The 3,816-nt window shown below is 42.6% G+C and carries 3 protein-coding genes; 2 read left to right on the forward strand and 1 reads right to left on the reverse strand.

The window, feature by feature from the left end; all coding sequences use genetic code 11:
* The coding region (locus WBM98_RS11005; protein ID WP_424366071.1) for a Glu/Leu/Phe/Val dehydrogenase dimerization domain-containing protein at nt 1-571 on the reverse strand (571 nt) is incomplete at its 3' end.
* Between the two features lie 270 nt (nt 572-841).
* Between WBM98_RS11005 and WBM98_RS11010 the strand changes: the two genes are divergently transcribed.
* Both WBM98_RS11010 and WBM98_RS11015 read left to right on the forward strand, forming a co-directional pair.
* On the forward strand, nt 842-1,984 hold the full coding sequence (locus WBM98_RS11010; RefSeq protein WP_424366072.1) for an acyl-CoA dehydrogenase: 1,143 nt from the start codon (nt 842-844) through the stop codon (nt 1,982-1,984).
* 309 nt (nt 1,985-2,293) lie between these two features.
* A partial coding sequence (locus WBM98_RS11015) for a glutamate synthase central domain-containing protein (RefSeq protein ID WP_424366073.1) occupies nt 2,294-3,816 on the forward strand: 1,523 nt, incomplete at its 3' end.

A 3,816-nucleotide genomic window follows, 5' to 3' on the forward strand; every position in this document is an offset into this window, starting at 1 on the left:
CAGCCACACCATAGCCTGTGATCATATCGGCCACGGTATACTTTCTGGCAACCCCAGGAGAATATCGATTACTCTCAAGAGGTTTTACCACCCCTAATCGCAATTGTCCGATCCTATTTATCTTATCGGCCTCTGTTGGTTTAAAATGACCATTGAAAACCCCTTCTTGCGGGTGCCACACACCTGCGTCTTCCGTAATGGGAATCACTTCCTTGATTTCATCAACATTCAAATCACCCCCAGTACCATAATAACTTTTCAATAATGGGGCCACAGCACTATACCACCTTTCCAAAACACCCCTTTTCCTAGGATCATGGGGATTGAAATTGATTCCAGATTTTGCCCCACCGATGGGAGGCCCAGAGATAGTGAACTTCACTTCCATGGTCTTGGCCAGGGAAAGCACTTCATTAAGATCCAAACCTTCCCTCATTCTCGTGCCACCACCTGCGGCACCCCCTCTAAGTGAATTTATAACCACCCAACCTTCAGCCTCGGTCTCAGGATCTTTCCAGTTAAAGACAATTTCAGGCGGCTTGTTCTCGTAGGCCTGGAGCAGTTTCTTCATGTGCTGTGATTCTGATTAGGTGGCTTTGATTCCCTTCGCATTTTCCAAAAATATCATACACATACCATCCATTTCAAAACGGTATTGTCCGATAATCTTAGGTTTAAGCTCAATATAAGAATTCAATCGAACAAATATAAAATACAGAAATTAAAAAATGGCTTTTCTGCCTTTAAACTTGATTTTTAAATGCTTCAAAACAACTTTCGAAAGCAAAGGAAAATTTAGTACATTACTGTATATTTGTTAGCATAACCAAAATCTAAGCCTATGGATTTTTCCCTATCCGAAGAACAAATAATGATTCAAGAGGCAGCACGGGAATTTGCCCAAAATGAATTGTTGCCTGGTGTCATTGAACGCGATGAAGCACAAAGATTTCCTACCGAACAGGTCAAAAGAATGGGCGATCTCGGTTTCATGGGCATGATGGTAGACCCTGAATATGGGGGTAGCGGTTTAGACACGGTCTCCTATGCCCTTGTCATGGAAGAATTGTCGAAAGTGGATGCATCGGCCTCGGTGGTGGTATCAGTGAACAATTCGTTGGTATGCTGGGGCTTGGAAGCCTATGGGAATGAGCAACAAAAACAGAAGTATTTGAAACGTTTGGCGATGGGGGAAATCATAGGGGCCTTCTGTCTTTCAGAACCCGAAGCCGGAAGCGATGCCACTTCACAAAAAACAACGGCCTTGGATAAAGGGGATCACTATATCCTTAACGGAACCAAGAATTGGATTACCAATGGCAATTCGGCCTCGGTGTATATTGTAATGGCCCAAACGGATAAAGATAAAGGGCATAAGGGCATCAATGCGTTTCTGGTTGACAAAGAAATGCCAGGTTTCGAAATCGGCCCTAAAGAAAATAAATTGGGTATACGAGGCAGCGACACCCATTCATTGAACTTCAATGACGTAAAAGTTCCCAAGGAAAATAGGATTGGTGAGGACGGGTTCGGGTTTAAGTTCGCCATGAAAACCTTGGCAGGAGGTAGAATTGGAATCGCGGCCCAAGCCTTGGGCATTGCCGCAGGTGCTTATGAGCTCTCCAAGAAATACGCCAAGGAACGCAAGGCCTTTGGTACCGAGATAGTGAATCATCAGGCCATTGCATTTAAACTTGCCGATATGCACACCCAGATCGAAGCGGCGAGGTTCTTGGTCTATAAAGCGGCCTGGGATAAAGATCAAGGCAATAATTACGATCTCTCAAGTGCCATGGCAAAACTATATGCCTCACAAGTGGCTATGGACACTACCATCGAAGCCGTGCAGATTCACGGCGGCAATGGCTTTGTAAAGGACTACCATGTTGAACGTTTAATGCGCGATGCCAAAATCACGCAAATTTATGAAGGCACCTCCGAAATACAGAAAATCGTCATTTCACGAAGTATCACGAGGGATTAGGCTTATTTTCAATAAAGACACGCTTTAAATTATTGCGTTACATGCATTCGCAAAATCGTATGACCATAGAAAGTTGAGTGCCTATTGAAAATAGCATCTTTTCGAAATCTGATTTAATGTAACTTCCCTAGGAATTGCAGATTTACAAACCCTATTCCTTTATGGATTTCACAATAAAACACGTGTAAAAATCCGAAATTGAGGGTATTAAGGAAAATATTTAAATACGTTGCTTTTTTTTGTTACAAAACGCTTGAATAATGAATATAATTCATATTATATAATATTTTTGCACAAATACCATAATTTATGAAGTTGATAAAACAAGGGTTATACCTACCGGATTTCGAACATGAAAATTGCGGTGCCGGTTTTATATGTAGTCTTAAGGGAATCAAGTCGAACGACATTATCCATAAGGCGTTGGAGATTTTACATAAATTAGAGCACCGCGGTGCGGTAAGCGCAGATGGTAAAACAGGTGATGGGGCCGGAATACTTATCGACATACCCCATGACTTCTTTACCGATGTCTGCGATTTTGAACTCCCTGCCGCTGGAACATATGCTACCGGGAACATATTTCTACCGCAAAAAGAAAACCAAAGAGCATTCTGTATTCAAGAGTTCGAAAAGAATATCAAAGACCAAGGCCTAAAATTATTGGGCTGGCGTAATGTTCCGGTGAATAGGTCCATACCTGGCCGCATCGCCATGGAGACAGAACCTTTCGTAAAACAAGTATTTATTGCAAAAGGGAATCCCGATCAGGATGATTTTCAATTCAACTTAAAATTATTCGTGGCAAGAAAAGTGACCGAACATGCCATTTTGGATTCAAAATTATCGGAAAGCAAGTTTTTTTATGTCCCCAGTCTATCGACCAAGATCATCATCTTCAAAGGGCTTTTGATGCCTAAGGATATTAGCCTTTATTATAAGGATTTGATGGACTCTAGGGTGGTCACACGACTCTCCTTGGTACACCAACGTTTTTCCACCAATACTTTCCCCACTTGGGACCTTGCCCAACCTTTCAGGTATATGTGCCATAATGGGGAAATCAATACTTTACGCGGCAATGTTTCTCGAATGAAATCGCGCGAAGAGTTGTTTAAAAGTGACTGGTTTGGTGATGATATCAAAAGAATACTGCCTATAATCCTTCCCGGGAAATCAGATTCTGCCACGATGGATATGGTTGTAGAGCTACTCTTGATGACCGGTCGTTCCCTGCCTGAGGCTATGATGATGTTGGTGCCCGAAGCTTGGGAAAAGAACACGGAAATGTCCGAGGCAAAACGCGCATTTTACGAGTACAATTCCTGTGCCATGGAACCTTGGGACGGACCAGCTTCAATACCTTTTACCGATGGCAACTACATTGGGGCACTTTTAGATAGAAACGGGCTTCGACCTTCTCGATATACAGTGACCAAAAATGGCAATGTTATCATGTCTTCAGAAACCGGGGTCGTTGATATCAAACCTGAGAATGTAGAATTTCACGGAAGATTGGAACCTGGTAAAATGTTCTTGGTGAACATGGAAGAAGGAAGGATCATCAATGATGAGGAAATTAAGGAAGAGATCGCGAAGCGACATCCCTATAAAAAATGGTTGGACAAGAATTTGGTACACCTAAAGGACATTCCCTATAATGATTGTCCGCTCTTTCTGGGGGAAGCCTCTTTGGAAAAACGCAAGGCTGTTTTTGGCTATACCCTTGAAGATATCAATACCATTATCCTTCCAATGGGAAAAACGGCCAAAGAACCTATCGGCTCCATGGGATCTGACACTCCCATTGCCGTTTTATCGGAGCGTCCACA

It is taken from the genome of Maribacter sp., assembly GCF_049667165.1.
Classification (GTDB): Bacteria; Bacteroidota; Bacteroidia; order Flavobacteriales; family Flavobacteriaceae; genus Maribacter_A.